Origin of the sequence: Endozoicomonas sp. ALB032 (assembly GCF_049310125.1) — a bacterium.
GTDB lineage: Bacteria > Pseudomonadota > Gammaproteobacteria > Pseudomonadales > Endozoicomonadaceae > Endozoicomonas_A.
This window is the reverse complement of sequence record NZ_JBLYNW010000001.1, coordinates 2,879,190-2,895,175: the sequence shown is the minus strand read 5'-3', so window position 1 is coordinate 2,895,175 and position 15,986 is coordinate 2,879,190. Positions and strand designations below refer to the sequence as shown.

At 48.3% G+C, this 15,986-nt stretch carries 19 protein-coding genes and 1 other RNA gene; 11 read left to right on the top strand and 9 right to left on the bottom strand.

The genetic code is table 11. The features are described 5' to 3' along the window. The first annotated feature begins 65 nt into the window (after positions 1 to 65). The 3 genes from ssrS (at position 66) to ACO6VG_RS10955 (ending at position 1,181) form a co-directional block, all read left to right on the top strand. Positions 66 to 244, top strand: a non-coding RNA gene (ssrS, locus tag ACO6VG_RS10965) — 6S RNA. A gap of 94 nt (positions 245 to 338) precedes the next feature. After that, positions 339 to 836, top strand: a complete 498-nt coding sequence (locus ACO6VG_RS10960; protein WP_422473839.1) for a DUF29 domain-containing protein — start codon at positions 339 to 341, stop codon at positions 834 to 836. Between the two features lie 18 nt (positions 837 to 854). Then, entirely contained in the window at positions 855 to 1,181 is a 327-nt protein-coding gene (locus tag ACO6VG_RS10955) for an HI0074 family nucleotidyltransferase substrate-binding subunit (RefSeq protein ID WP_422136949.1), read from the top strand. Here ACO6VG_RS10955 and ACO6VG_RS10950 read toward each other — a convergent pair. The 4 genes from ACO6VG_RS10950 to fur form a co-directional block, all read right to left on the bottom strand. Then, complete coding sequence (locus ACO6VG_RS10950) at positions 1,162 to 1,440, bottom strand: hypothetical protein (protein WP_422473837.1); 279 nt, start codon at positions 1,438 to 1,440, stop codon at positions 1,162 to 1,164. The genes ACO6VG_RS10955 and ACO6VG_RS10950 overlap by 20 nt on opposite strands. A gap of 114 nt (positions 1,441 to 1,554) precedes the next feature. Next, complete coding sequence (locus ACO6VG_RS10945; protein WP_422473835.1) at positions 1,555 to 2,331, bottom strand: hypothetical protein; 777 nt, start codon at positions 2,329 to 2,331, stop codon at positions 1,555 to 1,557. Positions 2,332 to 2,604: 273 nt separating this feature from the next. After that, positions 2,605 to 3,027 carry a hypothetical protein gene (locus ACO6VG_RS10940; protein WP_422473833.1) on the bottom strand — a complete coding sequence of 141 codons (423 nt, stop codon included), beginning with the start codon at positions 3,025 to 3,027 and terminating at the stop codon, positions 2,605 to 2,607. Between the two features lie 147 nt (positions 3,028 to 3,174). Then, positions 3,175 to 3,582, bottom strand: coding sequence for a ferric iron uptake transcriptional regulator (gene fur / locus ACO6VG_RS10935; protein ID WP_422137071.1), 408 nt, complete (start codon positions 3,580 to 3,582; stop codon positions 3,175 to 3,177). A gap of 102 nt (positions 3,583 to 3,684) precedes the next feature. Between fur and ACO6VG_RS10930 the strand changes: the two genes are divergently transcribed. Further along, positions 3,685 to 4,062, top strand: a complete 378-nt coding sequence (locus tag ACO6VG_RS10930; RefSeq protein ID WP_317143396.1) for an outer membrane protein assembly factor BamE — start codon at positions 3,685 to 3,687, stop codon at positions 4,060 to 4,062. A gap of 33 nt (positions 4,063 to 4,095) precedes the next feature. Here the strand turns inward: ACO6VG_RS10930 and ACO6VG_RS10925 are convergent, their stop codons facing one another. From ACO6VG_RS10925 to ACO6VG_RS10915, 3 genes are all read right to left on the bottom strand, one after another. After that, positions 4,096 to 4,443: an RnfH family protein gene (locus ACO6VG_RS10925; protein WP_422136946.1), complete on the bottom strand. Its 348-nt coding sequence runs from the start codon at positions 4,441 to 4,443 to the stop codon at positions 4,096 to 4,098. Beyond that, positions 4,436 to 4,867 (bottom strand): type II toxin-antitoxin system RatA family toxin, encoded by a 432-nt coding sequence (locus tag ACO6VG_RS10920; protein ID WP_422136945.1) that lies wholly within the window; start codon positions 4,865 to 4,867, stop codon positions 4,436 to 4,438. Before ACO6VG_RS10920 ends, ACO6VG_RS10925 begins: the two co-directional genes overlap by 8 nt. A 169-nt stretch (positions 4,868 to 5,036) precedes the next feature. Continuing rightward, positions 5,037 to 6,395 (bottom strand): sodium-dependent transporter, encoded by a 1,359-nt coding sequence (locus ACO6VG_RS10915; protein WP_422139910.1) that lies wholly within the window; start codon positions 6,393 to 6,395, stop codon positions 5,037 to 5,039. A 483-nt stretch (positions 6,396 to 6,878) separates the two neighbouring features. Between ACO6VG_RS10915 and smpB the strand changes: the two genes are divergently transcribed. Next, positions 6,879 to 7,358 (top strand): SsrA-binding protein SmpB, encoded by a 480-nt coding sequence (gene smpB / locus ACO6VG_RS10910; protein ID WP_422136943.1) that lies wholly within the window; start codon positions 6,879 to 6,881, stop codon positions 7,356 to 7,358. Positions 7,359 to 7,444: 86 nt separating this feature from the next. On the opposite strand, the gene ACO6VG_RS10905 is transcribed toward smpB, so the two are convergent. Beyond that, on the bottom strand, positions 7,445 to 7,981 hold the full coding sequence (locus tag ACO6VG_RS10905; RefSeq protein ID WP_422136942.1) for a hypothetical protein: 537 nt from the start codon (positions 7,979 to 7,981) through the stop codon (positions 7,445 to 7,447). 260 nt (positions 7,982 to 8,241) lie between these two features. Between ACO6VG_RS10905 and ACO6VG_RS10900 the strand changes: the two genes are divergently transcribed. The 4 genes from ACO6VG_RS10900 (at position 8,242) to ACO6VG_RS10885 (ending at position 14,833) form a co-directional block, all read left to right on the top strand. Beyond that, entirely contained in the window at positions 8,242 to 9,435 is a 1,194-nt protein-coding gene (locus ACO6VG_RS10900) for a hypothetical protein (protein ID WP_422136941.1), read from the top strand. A 390-nt stretch (positions 9,436 to 9,825) separates the two neighbouring features. Next, the gene (locus ACO6VG_RS10895) at positions 9,826 to 10,398 is read left to right on the top strand and encodes a polysaccharide biosynthesis/export family protein (protein WP_422136939.1); all 573 of its coding nucleotides are present in this window, start codon (positions 9,826 to 9,828) and stop codon (positions 10,396 to 10,398) included. 165 nt (positions 10,399 to 10,563) lie between these two features. Next, on the top strand, positions 10,564 to 12,777 hold the full coding sequence (locus tag ACO6VG_RS10890) for a GumC family protein (protein WP_422473830.1): 2,214 nt from the start codon (positions 10,564 to 10,566) through the stop codon (positions 12,775 to 12,777). Between the two features lie 883 nt (positions 12,778 to 13,660). Beyond that, positions 13,661 to 14,833: a nucleotide sugar dehydrogenase gene (locus ACO6VG_RS10885; RefSeq protein WP_422473828.1), complete on the top strand. Its 1,173-nt coding sequence runs from the start codon at positions 13,661 to 13,663 to the stop codon at positions 14,831 to 14,833. A 211-nt stretch (positions 14,834 to 15,044) separates the two neighbouring features. Here the strand turns inward: ACO6VG_RS10885 and ACO6VG_RS10880 are convergent, their stop codons facing one another. Next, the gene (locus tag ACO6VG_RS10880) at positions 15,045 to 15,242 is read right to left on the bottom strand and encodes a type II toxin-antitoxin system VapB family antitoxin (RefSeq protein ID WP_422136935.1); all 198 of its coding nucleotides are present in this window, start codon (positions 15,240 to 15,242) and stop codon (positions 15,045 to 15,047) included. Between the two features lie 138 nt (positions 15,243 to 15,380). Here ACO6VG_RS10880 and ACO6VG_RS10875 point away from each other — a divergent pair, with 138 nt between their 5' ends. Continuing rightward, positions 15,381 to 15,671, top strand: a complete 291-nt coding sequence (locus ACO6VG_RS10875) for a nucleotidyltransferase family protein (protein WP_422139906.1) — start codon at positions 15,381 to 15,383, stop codon at positions 15,669 to 15,671. 109 nt (positions 15,672 to 15,780) lie between these two features. After that, positions 15,781 to 15,984 (top strand): hypothetical protein, encoded by a 204-nt coding sequence (locus tag ACO6VG_RS10870; RefSeq protein ID WP_422411544.1) that lies wholly within the window; start codon positions 15,781 to 15,783, stop codon positions 15,982 to 15,984. The last annotated feature ends 2 nt before the right edge of the window (positions 15,985 to 15,986 follow it).

The window sequence follows — 15,986 nt, the reverse complement described above, 5'->3', positions numbered from 1 at the left end:
TCAAAAGATCAATAGCAAAAAAAACCTACAGACTTACACGGCATAACCGATATAATTCCGGTCAAGTCTCCCTGGCCTGTTTGCCAGTCATTAAAGACCCGGGCTGATAATACCATAACGGGGATTCCTCGATGATGCTGGAGCGCAGGTCCACCTTGCAGTGGAAAGCCCGATTCATCACAGCAATCCCCACCGTTGCTTTAACGGCGACGGGCTTGTGTGACAGCGGCAGCTTGGGGAGACTTACTATCATGTTGTGTTTGACAACTTGCCCTCCCCTCACCAATTGCTATCCTCAAACCTCAAACAGTACGGTGTCCCCAAATCGAGGCAGAACGATGGAAAGTTTATACAACACTGACTATCACCAGTGGTTAAGACAACAGCGGGAACTCCTCATTCAAGGTCAATTGGATCAATTGGATATTGAAAACCTGATTGAGGAGTTAGAGTTGGGTATTAATCAAAACCTGGATACATTAGAGTCACACCTGATGATCCTGATTACTCACTTATTAAAATGGGATTATCAGGAAAAAGTATTACAAGATCCATGGGTGGACGAATGCGTGAAACATACCTGGATGCCCAGCATTAGAAACCCAAGGGCGAAAATTCGACAATTGATTGAAAAGCATTCTAATCTAAAACCCCAGATAGATCGTGTTTTGGCTAAGGCTTATTCCATCGGTAAGCAAGATGCCATTGATGAAATGAATGAATACGCTCGCCATTATCACCAAAGGCTCAATCAAAGCAGTTTTCCTGAAGTCTGCCCTTGGAGTTTTGAGCAGGTGATGGATAAATCTTGGCCGGTTTCTAAACACAGCCCCTGAAAGCCAGCCAACAATAAATTGCAGTATGAAGAGTCGCAACCCCTGGTGATTAATGCCTCAATTCAGCGATTCGACTTTTCCATTGAACTGAGTTGGAAAACTCTGAAAGCATGCCTTGCACAAGAAGGCATCACTGCCAATACCCCCAGAGAATGTATGCAGCTGGCGTACGCCGCCCACTGGTTCGATGACGAAAAAGCGTGGCTGAGTATGTTGAAGGACCGCAACCTGACTTCCCACACCTACAAAGAAGACCTGGCACTAGAAATATATCGTCGTTTACCCGGTCATTATCAGGCGATGAAGGCCTTGCATGTTTTTCCGACTAACCACTTTCGCTCCTGATCGAATGAATTGTCTCCGCACTGCGGAGACAATTGTGCAGACACTGTCTGCCCAATGCTTCAGTCCCATTTTTGACATCCTCCCCGCCGTGAAGAGGGTGTCGCAAAACTCTCTCCAGCGTGGGAACGAGTTGACTCCCCTCATTCCCGGCTTCATTCTCGTCATTCCCGCGAAGGCGGGAATCCCACTGACTCTCCACCAGAACCATACTGCCCGGTGCCCCCCTGGCCTTGTCATCCCCGGGAAGGCAGAGATCCACCGTTGGCGCTGGATTCCCGCCTTCGCGGGAATGACGAACTCAAAGCAAAGGAACGAGCTGTTGAAGTTTTGCGACACCCTCTCAAAGTACGGGGTTTTACGCTCATTCGATAATTTAAAATATTCTATGAGAAATAGCATTGTTAACTTCTGATAACAGTACACCAACTGACCTGATAGTGTCGTTCGTTTTAACGAGCTTACGGTTGTAGTGATTTTGCATCCACAAGTTAGAATGGATCCTGCCTCTGGCATCATCTACGCGCTGTCTTGCACTATTGTCTCCAGTCAAAGCTAAATGAGTCATATTTAAAGCACCATCAACACTATTAAGTACCATTTGACCCTGACAAAAACTGGCCGATGCTGAGAAGCTCGCAGCTTCTCGTTCTAACTTATTCATTCTGCTAACAAGTTCATCTTGAAGTTGAAGAAGCATAGAGGCGTCGTAGTGATTTTTATAAAGGGTTTTCGCCAGATTGAGACGAGTTCTATCTTCAAGATCATCAACACCCAATTTATTATTAAGCTGAGTTGCGGCTCTGAATCCATCTTTGATAGTCTTTACATTGCCGTAAGGTTTAGTAGCAGCATCTATAGCCTGTTTCAGAATACCATTTTCAAGTTTACTCTTAATTTGGTGCGCACGAGTTTCATTAAATCTCATACCCGGTGTAACCAACCGTTTAAATGCGTCAGCAACTGCACCAACCATACGGCTAAAAATATTTTTCCTACCTGTTTCGGCTGTGACATTGACATTAACAAATCTGCCTTTAACGTTACTTTCGTGGACATAAACAGTGTAAGCTCTTTCTGCTTCCTCAGAGTAAAAGGTTACTTTTTCACCTCTAAACTCACCAGCTTCGTTAATTAGTGTTTCATCAGCCATGCTATTTTTCCATGACTTGATGTGAAAGGTATTTGCTAGTGGACATCCCTGTATATTCATACGAATTACCTCCGTGGCAGTTAATATTTTTTAAAAGATATAGAAAATTCACCCTGACTATAATGACAACTCAGTTAGCAACACTGACAATCGATGGAAACAGCCGGGGTCATAAGGAAATTGGTGTCATTCATTTTTCCGCCCATTCGACTCTGGTCTTTTTCAACTCGTTCCCTCGCTCTGAGGGTGTCGCAAAATTTCAACAGCTCGTTCTCACGCTCTGAAGTCGTCATTCCCGCGAAGGCGGGAATCCAGCGCCAACGGTGGATCTCTGCCTTCTCGGGGATGACAAGGCCAGGGGAGCACCGGGCAGTATGGTTCTGTTGGTGAGTCAGTGTGGATTCCCGCCTTCGCGGGAATGACGAGAATGAAATCGGGAATGACGAGAATGAAATCGGGAATGACGAGAATGAAATCGGGAATGACGAGAATGAAGTTGGGAATGACGGGGGTGAAGGCGGGAACCAGAGTTTTGCGACACCCTCCCAATGAGGTAATCCAGTCGACATCTTTAGCTTTAGCAGAAAACTTATCCGTCAAGGCATATATCTCTGAAGACTTGTCATAGGAACAAAGTTCCCGAATAGCATGGGCTAAACGCGGGGGAAGATTGTGGTCAATGAAGTATTTCGCCATTAGCAATCCTTTGTTCAAAAGATACTGCTGCCATGACGGCTGACACATCAATCTTGTAGGGTATTCAGCTGAATGAAAGAAACGCAACTCACAAAAAAAGCCGATCCACTGTGACCGGCTTTCCAAGAAAACGTGTTCCAGAATAAATCAGGACTTTTGTTTTGGCTTTACGTACAGCACCAGGTTGTGGTCAACAATCTCGTAGCCGTGCTTATCAGCAATCTCTTTTTGACGACGCTCAATATCTTCATCGATAAACTCGATGATCTCACCGCTTTCCATACAGACCATATGATCGTGATGCTCACCTCTGGCCAGCTCGAACACCGAGTGCCCGCTGTCAAAGTTGTGCCTGATCACCAGACCGGCCCCTTCAAACTGGGTCAGCACCCGGTAGACGGTAGCCAGACCGACATCTTCTTCTGCTCCGAGGAGTGCCTTGTAGACATCCTCCGCACTCATATGAAGGCCCTGAGAGCTTTCAAGAATCTGAAGGATTTTGACACGAGGCAGCGTGACCTTCAGACCCGCTTTGCGCAACTCTTGATTTTCCAACACGTTTCCCTAACCTTTAGCATTTAGCAGGTAATCCCTGCTATTATCACACTTTTAAACCGAACATTCATTTTCGAAGAAGATAGTGGAAGTCTGAAACCGATGCAAAAACGTCCAGCCCTGACCACCGTTGTTCTCAGTGCCGCTGCTCTTCTGGCTGGGTGTGCCAGTTCAACAGACAGTGGCTCCAAACTCATCAGCTTCCCCGGTGTTTACAAGGTCGACATCCAGCAGGGTAATGTCATTACCCAGGAAATGGTCGATCAACTTCGTCCGGGAATGACCCGTAACCAGGTCCAGTATGTTATGGGCACCCCTCTTATGGAAGACGCCTTCAACCGGGACCGCTGGGATTATATTTCCAGTCTTCAGCCTGGCGGCGAACAGCGCACCCAGCAAACCCTGACTATCTTCTTCAAGGACGACAAACTTACCTCTATTGAAGGAGACTTTCGTCCCGGTGCTGGTAAAACACCTTAAGACAGCTTTGTTGACTGGAAGAGCAGCTCACCCTCAGGATGCAGCTGCCTCTTTCTTGAGCTTCGCTGTCTCCGCACGCTTCTTGCGCACTTCTTTCGGATCAGCTATCAATGGTCGATAAATTTCTATCCGGTCACCTTCTTTCACTGCCTGATCGGCAGGTCTGATAACCGCTTTGCCAAAGATACCCAGTTTAACAGAGTCCCAATCAATCTCAGAAAAAATCGACTTCATCCCGGATTGTCTGGCAGCATCAAGTACTGAAGTACCTTCTTTAACATCTACAGTCAGGATTCGGTAATCATCCGGCTTGGCGTAAGCCACTTCAACGCTTACTCTGGAATCTTCCCCCGGCTCCGACCGGTTATTGTTTTCAGCCATAAAGCTGCTCCGCTCTTTGACAGAAGGCGTCAACCATTTTATTCATTGCCTTATTGAACACTGCACCGACTGTAGCTCTGAGCACCGGGTTGGATATTTCGAAATCCAGCTCCAGAGATACCTTGCAGCCTTCATTGCCCAACGGTTTGAATGTCCAGAGCCCATTCAGCTTTGAAAAAGGCCCCTTCAGCAATGACATTTCAATAGACCGATTTTCCACCATTCGGTTCCTTGTGGAAAACTCATAACCCAGACTCCCTTTTGACAGTTCAAGAGCGGCTTCCAGCACTTCCCCTTCCTGCTTCAGTATTCTGGCCCCTGAACACCAGGGTAGAAACTCAGGATAACCTTCAACATCAGCCACCAGCGGATACATTTTTTCTACTGGCTGCATGATCAGGGCTGAACGGGAAACTCTTGGCATGACACACTGCAAATTTACAAAACAAGGGCCCGCGAGCATACCATATTGTCAAAGTTTTTGCTTTCAGGACTCTGCAGGAAGGACAGTGTAACTGAGCATCGGAAGGTGTGGGAGGAGCGTAGCCCCATAGCTACGCTCTGCGTCGATTATGATTTAAAAAGGCTTCAAATCATTTCAGCGCTGTGTACAGAATCAGAGCTACCGCTACGGGCACAATGATACGAACGGCAACGCGCCATACATTGAACAGACCAACGCTCATAGCCAGTTCGTTAGACATAACAGAACGCTTAATAATCCAGCCAGCAAAGATCGCTGTCAAAGCACCACCGAGAGGCAACAGGAAAACGTCGGTCATGTAACCCGCCAGGTCAAAGATAGTCTTGTCGAAGAACTTGACGTCGGCCCAGATGTTAAAGGAGAACACAGAGCCCAGACCAACCAGCCAGATAGCACCGCCAATCAACCAGGTCGCCAGTACACGATTGATAGCGAAGCGCTCAGTCACCCAGGACAGAGAAGGCTCAATCAGGGAGATGGCTGAACTCAGGGCAGCGATACCTACCAGCGTGAAGAATATGAAGCCCAGAATCGATCCGCCAGTGATATTAGCGAAGGCAGAGGTCAGGGAAACAAACAGCAGGCCGGGGCCGGCAGAAGGCTCAAGACCATGAGCGTAAACAATCGGGAATACGATCAGACCAGATATGATGGCCATGAGGGTATCCAGGAATGCAACATTCAGAGCTGTACGCGGAATAGAGTTATTAGCAGGCATGTAGGCACCGTACGCCATCAGGGCACACATACCCAGACTCAGGGTAAAGAAGGCCTGACCCATTGCCGCCGCAACCGCTTCGCCGGTAATCTTGCTGAAATCCACATCGAACATGAAGTGGAAACCACGCATAAATTCACCGGTGGCCAGAATACTGTAGCCCAACATGGCAAACAACAGGACGAACAGCGTTGGCATCATAACCTGAAGACCTTTTTCCAGACCTTTATGAACACCACGAGCGGTTATCAGAACAGTGATAACCATAAACAGGGTGTGCCACAGAATCTGTCTTGGCGCCGAGGCCGTCAGAGCTTCAAACTCACCGCCAATCTGATCAGCTGACATACCATTGAAGACACCTGTCAACAGATCCCAGGCGTATGACAGCGCCCAGCCGGCTACTACGCTGTAGAAGGTCAGAATGATGAAGCCGGTGACCATCCCCATCCAGCCAATCACTTCCCAGCCACGAAAGACACCTGCGTCGCTGGTCAGTTTACGCATGGCATTCAGGGGGCTCAGGCGGGTTGAACGACCAATGGCCGTTTCAGCCATCAGCAAAGGAATACCTACCAGAGCGATACACAGCAGATAAACCAGAACAAAGGCGCCACCGCCGTACTGACCGGCAATGTATGGGAATTTCCAGATATTCCCCAGACCAATGGCAGAGCCGGCCGCAGCCAGCATAAATGTCCAACGGTTGTTCCAGGTTTTGCGCGAGGTTGTCGGGTTTTGTCCTGACATGAGACTCCTCAATGATATACAGCAAAATTCTTATCGAGTGAAACCTTCATGCAGAGTGCTGCAAGGATAATTCAAACAACACTGCATTTAATTGCAAGCCGCCCGGGCTATTCAGTCTGGAATCAGACAGTCAGGAAAAGGAGCTCAAACGACAACCAGCTTGAAGAAGAGAGTAGAGTCATTACTTACAGCCAGGGGCACAAATAACAGCCCACTCAACACCGGATAAAGCAGCTACCATAAAGCTTTCACTGGAGCATGAGGGCGACGCTGAGCATTGTATCGGTTTAATTTCTCACCTCAACCACTTTTTCCTACAATCACCACAAAAAAAGAAATATCCTCCAAAATAATTTACAGCCCAGAATATTTAACCTAAACAATGTAAATTCCGGACAAATACGAAAAATCGTCAGGAACTTGAATAAGTAAGAGTCATAAGCAACGACTGGTTTTATACTCTATCCACGTTATAATCCGCGCATGGCTAAAAGATCGAAAAAAAGCGGTAAAGGCGACTCCTCCATTGTCGTCAACAAAAAGGCCCGTCATGACTACCACATAGATGAGTCATTTGAAGCGGGACTGTCACTGGCAGGCTGGGAAGTCAAAAGCCTTCGCATGGGCAAAGTACAGCTGGTAGACAGCTACGTTCTGCTCAAAGATGGCGAAGCCTGGTTGATTGGTGCCCAGATCACTCCATTGGATACGGCATCCACCCATGTGGTGGCAGATCCTCTGCGCGACCGCAAACTGTTGTTGCACAGAAGAGAGCTAGCCAAGATGTTCTCGGAAACTCAACAGAAAGGTCATACCTGTATCGCTACCAAGCTCTACTGGAAAGGCCATCTGGTCAAATGTCAGGTAGCCCTTGCCCGAGGCAAGAAAGAGTTCGACAAGCGAGCCGCCACCAAAGAGCGCGAGTGGAATATTGAAAAGCAGCGGGTTATGCATCGGGGGTGAAAGGTTAAACTTTTCAGAATCACACAGCAGGTTCAGCTAAGCAGAGAAGAAAAGGTTGCTCCCGGAGGCCCCGGGAGCAGAAAGCTTCAGTTCGGACTGATCTCCGGCGGCCTGTCACCTGCACCTGTGTTAGGTGGAGGTGGTGGCGGCACCGTGGTGTCAACAGCCACTTCTGTTTGTTCCGCTTCAATTTCCGTCTGTTCCGCTTCTTCTGTTGTGCCCTCAGTTTCCGCCAGTGCCTGCTCACAGTTTGCGGCGGCCTGACCAATCGCGCCCTGCAAAGCAGCATTGCCTGCTGAGGCGGTCATCAACGCAGCGACCATCGATTCTTTGTTCTGTTCAGAAACCTGACAAGCTGGAATATAGACAATCGGCTTCATCTGATCCGGAAATTCAGCAACCGCAGCCACCACCAGTGAAGCCAGCAAGTCTGGCTGATCCTGCAACTTTGCGGTAGCCCCTGAAATTAGCGCTTCAATGGATTGGTCATCATTTTCCATGGCCTTGGCCAGTGCCTGCTCGACGGGCATGGTCGTCAGATCTTGCGCGAGGTCGGCCCGGACACTACCCGAGAGGGCCGCCATCATCAGCGCAGTGGATGCAAATATGAGTTTTGGTTTCATCGTTGTTCCGGTTACGGTTCCCTGGACATGCACCTTTTATACAGCAACTGTCGCATCCATGTATAGGCAGGGACTGCGAGAAATTATATTGGCAGACCTCAACCAATACAAACTGGCAAAAGTCTTAAAGTGTCTTTTAAACAGAGCCTCTTAAACAGTGCCTGTTAATTAGCAGTAATAGACATTAATATACGGGCTTATCCAGATGTACGTCGTTTATATTACACCAGCCGTTCCAGTTTAAGGTAGAGACAGTTAGCATGAAGGGAATAAAGCAGCTCAGCACAGCAAGTCTGCTGGCTATGTATGGCACGAATGCGATGGCTGCCGTTGAGGATGCAGGCCATATCAATCTGGGTCCTGTGGAAATGGTACCGGTAGTCAGTGCCGGTATCGGCTACGACGACAATGTTTACCGTAAAGGTGAAGGCGAACTGGCGGATAAAGGCTCTACAGTTTACAAGTTGAACGCCGAAGCGCAGTTCCGAGCCCAAACCGGTCTCAACACCTACGCGGCAACCCTGGCAGCCCGTAACACCAATTTTTCCAGTCAGTCCGACGCCAGTTATACCGACGTTGGTGTTAAGGGAGATATCCACCAGGAATTTACCAGCCGCCACAGGCTGGATGCCGGATTTGACCTTGGCCGCTATCACGATGCTGGCTCTACTGTTAATGATGTCACCGATAAGTCCGCACCGGAATATAATCGCACCCAGGGCAGCCTGAAATACGGCTTTGGCGCCCAGGAGGCGATAATGCGTGCCGACCTGTTTGGCAGCTACAACAAACAGAATTACAGAGCGGGTGGCGAAGACAAAAAGACTACTGAATATGGTGCCACCGGCTATTACCAGTTCATGCCCAAGACCAGTGCCCTGATAGAAATCAAGGAGCGCAAGCTGGACTACACCGAGGAACAGAATGCTGCTTACGATATCACCAGCTATCTCGTAGGTCTCAGCTGGGATGCCACCGCCAAAAGCAGTGGTTACGCCAAACTGGGTCGCCGTTACCGGAGTGCCACTGGCATAGAACGCCAGGATTATACTGGCTGGGAATTGGGTGTAAGCTATCTACCGGTAGACCGCTCTCTGATTCAGCTGAGCACCACCCGGGACTACGGTCTGGAATCGGATGACCCGGCCAGTGCGGACTTTACCAAAGGCACCACAACCCGACTCACCTGGGAGCACCAGTGGACCGGAAAAATCAACACCCGAGCCAGCTACAGTTATTCCGACGAATCGATTCAAGACGGCACCGGCATCACCGAGAAAGAGCGCAAGGTAAACCAGCTGGGTCTGGCGGTAGACTGGAACATCAAACATAACATTCTACTCTCTGCCTCCTGGCAGCATGTCAGCCGCGATGAAACCGACAAAAACGGCTTTACCGGTGCTGAAGATTACAAGCGGAGCTACTATATGCTCACAGGTACTTTAGCTCTTTAAAGCACTACCGCTGCTCACTTTCAGTTGCCCGTGTTAGCATCAATCTGTCTTTTTTTCGGTTCTTTCAAGGGTTGATCTATTTTTAGAACCGATTCATTAACACATGCAAATAAGAAAATGATGCTCAACCTGTTTTCGGGTAACCCCCAGTAAACAGGTTGAGCAAGTGCAATATTTTGCTAGCAGGAAGAACGTCTTGTTATTTGCCGAACATTTCTGCAGCTTTATCTGGGTTTTGGTCAGCCAACCTCTGAAAGCCCCTATTTTCAGAAGGCGGGAAGCGTTTAGCATGTTATGTTATTATGTTTGCTTTTTTATTCAGGACTTTTTTCAATCTATCGCCTCAAATAAACCTCAGCCTTTTCAGGAGATTTCAATAGGGTACAAGCAATGATTTCCAGACAATACCTAACCAACCCACTGCGGCAGCTGACGACTTTAGTCGTTTTACTATCAATCATGGTCTTCAGTAGTGGCCTGCTGGCTGCCAACCCCATGAGCCTCTCTCGCTACAAACTGGGTGCAGGGGATGAAATCATGATCTCCGTTTACGGTGAAGAAGGGATGGAGAAAGAAATAATCCTGACGGATGCGGGCAGTATTTCCTATCCGTTCCTTGGGGAGTTTCGCGCCAAAGGTCTCACCCTGGGTCAGCTACAAAGGCTGATAACGGAAAAACTGAAAGACGGCTACTTCATTGACCCTCGGGTTAGCGTCTCCATGGTGAAATACCGCAAGTTTTTTGTCACCGGTGAAGTCAAGGAACCGGGAGGGTTTCCCTTTGAACCGGGGCTGACCCTGGAAAAAGCTATCGCTCTGGCGGGTGGTTTTACTCAGCGGGCTTCCAAAAAAGGCATTATCGTCACACGCGATGAAAATGGCAGTGAGAAAGAAAAGGAACTGTCGCTTAATGGTTCGGTTCTGCCCGGTGATATTATCGTTGTCAGCGAAAGCTTCTTCTAGGAGCTTGAACGAGAATAGAGTCCGAAAAATAGAAGACTATTCTCGTGCAACATCTCAGAAAACCGGCAGTTAACCAGACTCTTTTTCAGTAACCACGAAGGCACGAGGTTTTTCTTTTAAAAAAAATCTCCTCAGTGACTTCATGGCAAAAAATATGTACCCGATATGAACACAGAAACCCGAAAGGCATCATCGCCACCCGAAGCCCCTGCAAAAACAAGACTGCCCCGGGACGAAGAGATTATCGACCTTCGCCAGATTTTCCATGTGCTCAACAGTCACCGCTGGGCGATTGTCGGTTTTACCGCTGCGGTCACCCTGGTGGCGATATTTGCGGTGTTCTCCATGACACCCATCTACCAGGCCACCGCTACCCTGCAAATCGAGCAGGAGCAGGCCAAAGTCCTGTCCATTGAAGAGGTCTACGGCATTGATGGTGGAACCGACAGCTACCTCAACACCCAGTTTGAGGTGCTGAAATCCCGTGGCGTACTGGAAAAGGTAGTCAACAAGCTTGATTTGCTGAACAACCCGGAGTTTAACGGTCGACTGAAAGAAGCCCCCTGGTATGCAGGCATGCTGGACTGGCGCAGCTGGTTCGGCCTGAAACAGCCGGAAGCACCGGAAGATCCGGACATGATCATGCGCGATACCATCAATGCACTGTCAGCCAGTGTCTCCATTGAGCCCGTGCGAAAAACCCAGATTGTAAAAATCCATGCCCAATCCGAAACCCCGCAACTGGCGGCAAAAATCGCCAACGCCATTGCCAACGCCTATATCGAAGCCTACATGGAATCAAAGTTGGCCCTGACCCTGAACGCCACTGACTGGATGCAGGGCAGAATGGGTGAACTTTCCGAAAAGCTAAGAGTGGCAGAACAGGAGTTACAGGACTACCGTGAACAGGAGAACCTGATTGAGCTGGAAGGAGTCCTGAACGCTTCCAGCGACGAACTCAAGGCGCTAACCAATGCCCTGGTGGAAGTGCGCCGCAAGCTGGCGGTATCTGAGAACATCTATAGACAGATCTCTACCGGTGATACGCGCAAAGGCGACAATGCATCCCTGCAGGCGGTGCTTAGACACCCGCTGATTCAAAATCTCAAGCAGGAGAAATCAAAAGTTCAACGACAGGTAACGGATCTGTCCCGCCGTTACGGCCCAAAACATCCTGATATGATTTCGGCAAGGTCTGAACTGAAAAGTATTCAGGACAACCTTAATCTCCAGATTCGCACCATCGTCGAAGGGGTAGAGCGAGAATACGAAATCGACAAGGCCAATGAACGCAGCCTGACTGCGGCGGTAGAAGCGCTGAAAAAACGCATTCAGGCGACCAACCGCAAAGAATTCCGCCTGCGAGCTCTGGAGCGTGAAGTACAGACCAATAAAGACCTGTACGACGCCTTCTTCACACGGATTCAGGAAACCTCCGCTACCAGCGACCTGCAAACCGCCAATGCCCGAATAGTGGATCAAGCCTTTGTACCGAACTCGCCGATCAAACCGAAGAAAAAGCTGATTATTGCCGTGGCCGCATTGATGGGTTTGTTGATCTCCTGCGGTATCGCCTTCCTGCTGGAAATGCTGAACAACACTGTTCGTACGACGAAAGACGTTGAAGAGAAGCTAAACCTGCCGGTAATGGGGGTATTGCCAAAACTCACCGATAAAGCCCTGCTGGACCGTGTGTTCAACCTATTTACCGACAAGAAGCAGGCTTCATTCGGGGAGGCGGTGCGCACCATCCGTACAAGCGTCAACCTGACAGCAATGGACGAGAAACACCGACTGTTTGGTGTCACCTCAACGGTGCCCGGTGAGGGCAAATCATCGGTGGCCTCCAACCTGGCGCTGGCTCTTGGGCAGCTGGGCAAAACCCTCCTGATTGACTGTGACTTACGTCGCCCGGTGGTGGGTAAAAACTTCCATATCAAAGGGGGTTCTGCCGGGCTGGCCAACTTAATGGCCGGTACCGCCAAAGTGTCCGATGCGGTGCATAAACTGGAAGAGATTGATGTGATTCCCTGCGGCATGGTACCTCCGAACCCACAAGAACTGCTGGCTTCTGATCGACTGGCAAGCCTGCTGACCAAACTGAGGGAGCATTACGACTACATCGTACTGGACTGCCCACCGGTGCAGAACGTCAGCGATGTATTGATGGTCTCCCGCCATTGTGACGGGCTGGTCTATGTAGTGGAAGCCGGCCGTATGCAGGCCAATGCCGTCAACGCGGCGGTTGGCCGACTGCTGCAGGCCGGGGCTCCGGTTACCGGAGCGGTGCTGAACAAGATTAACCCGAAAGCCAAAGATCCTTACGGTTATAACCAGCGGTATTACGACACAACTGGTTACTACTCCGGAGCCTCCTGATCTCTGTTAAATCGTGAAGAGCGCTAAGGCTTAAAAAATGGCCTTAGGCTCTTGGTAAATCGAAAAATACCGTTTTATGTCGCGGGAGCAATTCAAGCTGAGGCCAAAAACGAGAGCCTGATACCTGCCAATGATAGACCAATTGCTGTGGCAGGTATTGACCAAAGTCGTATATTAGTTAATCGAAATATTGATTATGTACGACAGATTAAATATGTTATTTTTAATGCTCGGCGTGACCTCTGATACTTTAAATATAAAAATATTGTCTAAAACTAAAAACCATAGCTTTTCGCTACTGAGCCAGTGAAATTACCAAAAAACTATTCAGGGCTGTAGTACAAACTCCCTGAAAACAACGACTTATGGGGTTTAATGCGGTCATACACTCATGTGAACACAGTACAAAACATGCGTCGTACTTGAAATGTAATATTGTAGCCGTAAAATGTATCTCCATTGTTATCGGGGTGCTAGATCTCTCTAATTTTTCCCTGTCTGCTCATACCTGCATCATTGGTTGTCAGTGGTGTGCTTTTTTTTATTTGACAGGCAGCGTGGTTGGCGATGTAAGCAATGCCTGTTACCGAGGCCGTATGGTTAGACATCACAACTCAACGCTGGTTGTTTCAGTAAAAACCGAAAATCTGAGGGGCGGTAGCGTGTTTTTTTATCGCAATAGTTGTCTAATGCTGCCAGATTCTATGAATTCCGGTTAGTTTATCTAACCAGTTCCCGCACCCGCGTCTGACGGCTTTGAGCAAAATTAACGCTTCACGCATTACCCAGCACTTTTTAACCGGTTTGGCCGGGCTGCTGCGAAAATACACGATCACAAATCTGCCTCGGCAATTTTGACGCTCTGAATATACAAGTGACTCCAATGCCTAAAATTGCAATAGCCGGAACCGGATATGTCGGTTTGTCCAATGCCATGCTTTTGGCCCAACACAATGAAGTGATTGCGCTGGACATTATCCCTGAGAAAGTGGGTATGCTGAACGAACGCCTCTCACCGATCGAGGATGACGATATTGAACGTTTCCTTCGCAGTGAGATGCTTCACTTCCGGGCCACTCTGGATAAACAGCAGGCATTTGCCGAGGCTGATTATGTCATTATCGCAACCCCTACGGATTATGATCCGAAGACCAATTATTTTAATACCGAAAGTGTTGAAACAGTGGTTCGTGATGTGATGGACATCAACCCGGATGCCGTCATGATCATTAAATCAACGGTACCGGTAGGCTTCACCCGGCAATTAAAAGAAGACACCGGCAGCAACAACATCATCTTTTCTCCGGAATTCCTGAGAGAAGGTAAGGCACTGCACGACAACCTCTTCCCCTCCCGAATCATCATTGGTGAACAGTCAGAGAGGGCAAAAAAAATAGCGGAGCTGTTTGCTCAGGGTGCGGAGCAAAAAGATACTCCCATTCTTTTCACCAACAGCACCGAAGCCGAGGCCGTGAAACTCTTCTCGAATACTTTTCTGGCACTGAGGGTTTCCTACTTTAATGAACTGGACACCTACTGTGAAACCCACGGTATCGACTCACGGCAAATCATCGAAGGTGTTGGGCTGGACCCAAGAATTGGCAACCACTACAACAATCCAAGCTTTGGTTATGGCGGCTATTGCCTGCCAAAAGATACCAAACAGTTACTGGCTAATTATCAGGATGTGCCCAATAACCTGATCAGAGCCATTGTTGATTCCAACACCACCCGAAAAGATTTTATTGCCGACTCCATTCTCCGGCGCAACCCTGAAGTGGTCGGAGTTTACCGACTGGTGATGAAAGCTGGCTCCGATAACTTTCGTGCATCAGCCATTCAAGGTGTGATGAAACGGATAAAAGCCAAAGGGGTTAAAGTTGTCGTCTATGAGCCGGTTCTGACTGAAGATGAGTTCTTTCATTCAGAGGTGATCAACGATTTGGAAGCCTTTAAAGCAGTCAGTGATGTGATTATTGCCAACCGCAAAGAATCTGATTTGGAAGATGTTGCGGAGAAAGTTTATACCCGTGATTTATTTGGCGTGGATTCGTGAAGTCGCAGATCAAACGCACTCAGTTTTTCACACAACCGAGTGAATTGCTCATCGTATTTAATGCCGGTTAACACTTCTTGCAATATCGGGCCAATCATCACAGCCCGGTGTTGGCGGATTAATCTCTGCAACAGTATTGTTTCTTCAGGTATGGATTCAGTCCTGCGTCGACGCAGTGCAGCCGACCATACACAGGTATCAACAAGCACCATTATTTTCTTCGGGCCTCTTTTTTAAGGGGCTGAGCGTCGTAATCAATGGTGCCGAGATCATCCAGTAGTTCCAACTGCTTGCGGTGGCGAATAAATTCGGCGAGAGCTTCGTTAACGGCTGCTTTTTTGGTTTTATAGCCACCCAGTTGTTGGACCTGAGCAATCAAGTCGTCGTCTATAGCGAGGTTTGATGGCATGTTATCAACTGCTACACAATGGTTTACACAAAAAATCAATTTAGCCCGAGTGCTCATCCATTGCCAATGGCTGAACAATCGCAAAACCTGAGTGACCGACTAAGACCAGGTAGAAACGACTATCGGCTGAGGCATTCCATGAGACCATCGGCAGCATTAAAAAAATACCGGGTAAAGATCAAGGCCATCATAAAAGAGCACAAAGCGGCCAATGCCAGAGTATTTGGCTCTGTACTGAATGGAACAGACACCGAAACCAGTGACCTGGACATACTGATTGACCCAGATCAAGGCATGACCCTATTTGATATTGGAGCGATTCGCCACAAGCTAAAGCAGCTAACCGGTGTAAAAGTTGACATCCTGACCCCCGGCTCACTTTCAGACTCGATCAGAGAAGAAGTTCTTAGCCAGGCAGAGCCGATATAAAACTGAAAAATCCCCTAACCTCAGTTTTTTGACCTGAACCTGGTTTCCTACTCTTCGCACCTTAAAGTAAAACTATATTTGTCTTACCTTAAGCTGAAGGTAGAAAACCATGAAAAAGAAAACAGAGAGTAATTTTCTGCGTTATCTGAAAAGCACAAAAAAGATGACAGCCGACTGGCCTGAGTGGAAAAAAGAGGCTTTGAAGACAAGGTCTGCAGAGCATGATGTTCTGGATGACCATGATGCTCTCAATAATACGCAAGTTACACAAGATCGTAGCGATTGTGCTCAGTGGCTAAAAAATCACCTGTAATG

Excerpts from the sequence above, each read along its gene's own strand:
- ACO6VG_RS10960 (WP_422473839.1), top strand. The coding sequence starts at position 339 with ATGGAAAGTTTATACAACACTGACTATCACCAGTGGTTAAGACAACAG.
- ACO6VG_RS10945 (WP_422473835.1), bottom strand. The coding sequence starts at position 2,331 with ATGGCTGATGAAACACTAATTAACGAAGCTGGTGAGTTTAGAGGTGAA.
- ACO6VG_RS10940 (WP_422473833.1), bottom strand. The coding sequence starts at position 3,027 with ATGGCGAAATACTTCATTGACCACAATCTTCCCCCGCGTTTAGCCCAT.
- ACO6VG_RS10930 (WP_317143396.1), top strand. The coding sequence starts at position 3,685 with ATGCAAAAACGTCCAGCCCTGACCACCGTTGTTCTCAGTGCCGCTGCT.
- ACO6VG_RS10925 (WP_422136946.1), bottom strand. The coding sequence starts at position 4,443 with ATGGCTGAAAACAATAACCGGTCGGAGCCGGGGGAAGATTCCAGAGTA.
- ACO6VG_RS10920 (WP_422136945.1), bottom strand. The coding sequence starts at position 4,867 with ATGCCAAGAGTTTCCCGTTCAGCCCTGATCATGCAGCCAGTAGAAAAA.
- ACO6VG_RS10915 (WP_422139910.1), bottom strand. The coding sequence starts at position 6,395 with ATGTCAGGACAAAACCCGACAACCTCGCGCAAAACCTGGAACAACCGT.
- smpB (WP_422136943.1), top strand. The coding sequence starts at position 6,879 with ATGGCTAAAAGATCGAAAAAAAGCGGTAAAGGCGACTCCTCCATTGTC.
- ACO6VG_RS10905 (WP_422136942.1), bottom strand. The coding sequence starts at position 7,981 with ATGAAACCAAAACTCATATTTGCATCCACTGCGCTGATGATGGCGGCC.
- ACO6VG_RS10900 (WP_422136941.1), top strand. The coding sequence starts at position 8,242 with ATGAAGGGAATAAAGCAGCTCAGCACAGCAAGTCTGCTGGCTATGTAT.
- ACO6VG_RS10895 (WP_422136939.1), top strand. The coding sequence starts at position 9,826 with ATGATTTCCAGACAATACCTAACCAACCCACTGCGGCAGCTGACGACT.
- ACO6VG_RS10890 (WP_422473830.1), top strand. The coding sequence starts at position 10,564 with ATGAACACAGAAACCCGAAAGGCATCATCGCCACCCGAAGCCCCTGCA.
- ACO6VG_RS10885 (WP_422473828.1), top strand. The coding sequence starts at position 13,661 with ATGCCTAAAATTGCAATAGCCGGAACCGGATATGTCGGTTTGTCCAAT.
- ACO6VG_RS10880 (WP_422136935.1), bottom strand. The coding sequence starts at position 15,242 with ATGCCATCAAACCTCGCTATAGACGACGACTTGATTGCTCAGGTCCAA.
- ACO6VG_RS10875 (WP_422139906.1), top strand. The coding sequence starts at position 15,381 with ATGAGACCATCGGCAGCATTAAAAAAATACCGGGTAAAGATCAAGGCC.
- ACO6VG_RS10870 (WP_422411544.1), top strand. The coding sequence starts at position 15,781 with ATGAAAAAGAAAACAGAGAGTAATTTTCTGCGTTATCTGAAAAGCACA.